Origin of the sequence: Actinosynnema sp. NPDC023658 (genome assembly GCF_040639995.1) — a bacterium.
In the GTDB taxonomy this organism is placed as follows: domain Bacteria; phylum Actinomycetota; class Actinomycetes; order Mycobacteriales; family Pseudonocardiaceae; genus Actinosynnema.
The window spans coordinates 1-1,748 of sequence record NZ_JBFAAX010001103.1; the positions used below are offsets into that span (position 1 = coordinate 1).

Annotated in this window: 2 protein-coding genes; both read left to right on the forward strand. The window is 69.6% G+C overall.

The annotated features are described in order from the left end of the window. The coding region (locus AB0G02_RS38530; RefSeq protein ID WP_360804957.1) for an RICIN domain-containing protein at positions 1-114 on the forward strand (114 nt) is incomplete at its 5' end. Continuing rightward, a complete protein-coding gene (locus AB0G02_RS38535) occupies positions 111-1,715 on the forward strand; it encodes an RICIN domain-containing protein (protein ID WP_360804954.1) in 1,605 nt (534 codons plus the stop codon). The genes AB0G02_RS38530 and AB0G02_RS38535, both read left to right, overlap by 4 nt. The last annotated feature ends 33 nt before the right edge of the window (positions 1,716-1,748 follow it).

The window sequence follows — 1,748 nt, forward strand, 5'->3', positions numbered from 1 at the left end:
GGCGTCGGCTCGAACAAGTGCCTCGACGCCACCGGCGGCGCGACCGCGAACGGGACGTTGATCGAGATCTGGACCTGCAACGGCGGCTCGAACCAGAAATGGACCCTGTCATGAACACCCTTTTCCGATCACGCGTGCGCTCGGTGACGCGCGCGGCCCTGTCGGTGCTCGTCACGGCCGCCGCGCTGACCGTCGTGGGGCCGCAGGCGCCCTCCGCGCTCGCGCTGGAGAACGGCCTGGGCCGCACGCCGCAGCTGGGCTGGAACGACTGGAACAGCTTCGGCTGCAACGTCAACGAGACCCTGATCCGGCAGACGGCCGACGTCATGGTCTCCAGCGGCATGGCCGCGGCCGGGTACCAGTACGTCAACATCGACGACTGCTGGTCGACCAAGCAGCGAGACTCCAGCGGCAACCTCGTGGCCGACCCCGTGAAGTTCCCCAGCGGCATCAAGGCGCTGGCCGACTACGTGCACGGCAAGGGCCTCAAGCTGGGCATCTACTCCTCGGCCGGCACGACGACCTGCGCGGGCTACCCGGCGGCGCTGGGCTACGAGCAGCGCGACGCGAACCTGTGGGCGTCGTGGGGCATCGACTACCTGAAGTACGACAACTGCGGCGACCACCAGGGCAAGAACGGCCAGCAGCGCTACACCGCGATGCGCGACGCGCTGGCGGCCACCGGCCGGAAGATCTTCTACAGCCTGTGCAACTGGGGCCAGGAGAGCGTCTGGACCTGGGGCGCGGCGGTCGGCAACTCGTGGCGCACCACCGGTGACATCGCCGGGAACTGGAACTCGGTCATGGGCATCCTGGACAGCCAGGCCGGCCTGACCGCCTACGGCAAGCCCGGCGGCTGGAACGACCCGGACATGCTGGAGGTGGGCAACGGCCTGACCGACACCGAGGCCCGCGCGCACTTCAGCCTGTGGGCGCTGCTCAACGCGCCGCTGATCGCGGGCAACGACCTGCGCTCCATGAGCTCGACCACGCGGTCGATCCTGACCAACACCGACGTCATCGGCGTCAACCAGGACTGGGGCGGCAAGCAGGGCTACCGCGTGCGCGACGACGGCAACTCCGAGGTCTGGGTCAAGCCCATGGCGAACGGCTCGCGCGCCGTCGTGCTGCTCAACCGCAACACCAGCGCCGCGACCATCTCCACCACCGCGACCCAGGTCGGCCTGGGCAGCGGCACGTCCTACAGCCTCAAGGACCTGTGGTCCAAGGCCACCACCAGCACCAGCGGCACGATCAGCGCCTCCGTGCCCGCCCACGGCGCGGTGATGTACGTGGTCTCCGGCGGCGGCACCCCGCCCACCGAGGTCACCAGCGCGTTGCGCGGCACCGGCTCCAACCGGTGCCTGGACGTCACCGGCGCGTCGCAGGTCGACGGCGCCCTGCTGGAGATCTGGGACTGCAACGGGGGCGCGAACCAGAGCTTCACCTCCACCGCGGCGGGTGAGCTGCGCGTCTACGGCGGCACCAAGTGCCTCGACGTCTACAACCAGGGCACGACCAACGGCACCGCGGTGGAGCTGTGGTCCTGCAACGGCCAGGCCAACCAGCAGTTCCGGCTCAACTCCGACGGCACCATCACCGCCGTCGGCGCCAACAAGTGCCTGGACGTCACCGGCGGTGGCACCGCCAACGGCACCAAGGTCCAGATCTGGGACTGCTCCGGTGCGAGCAGCCAGAAGTGGACCCGCGTCTGATCCTCCTCACGGCGGGAGTGCCCCGGTCGCCCT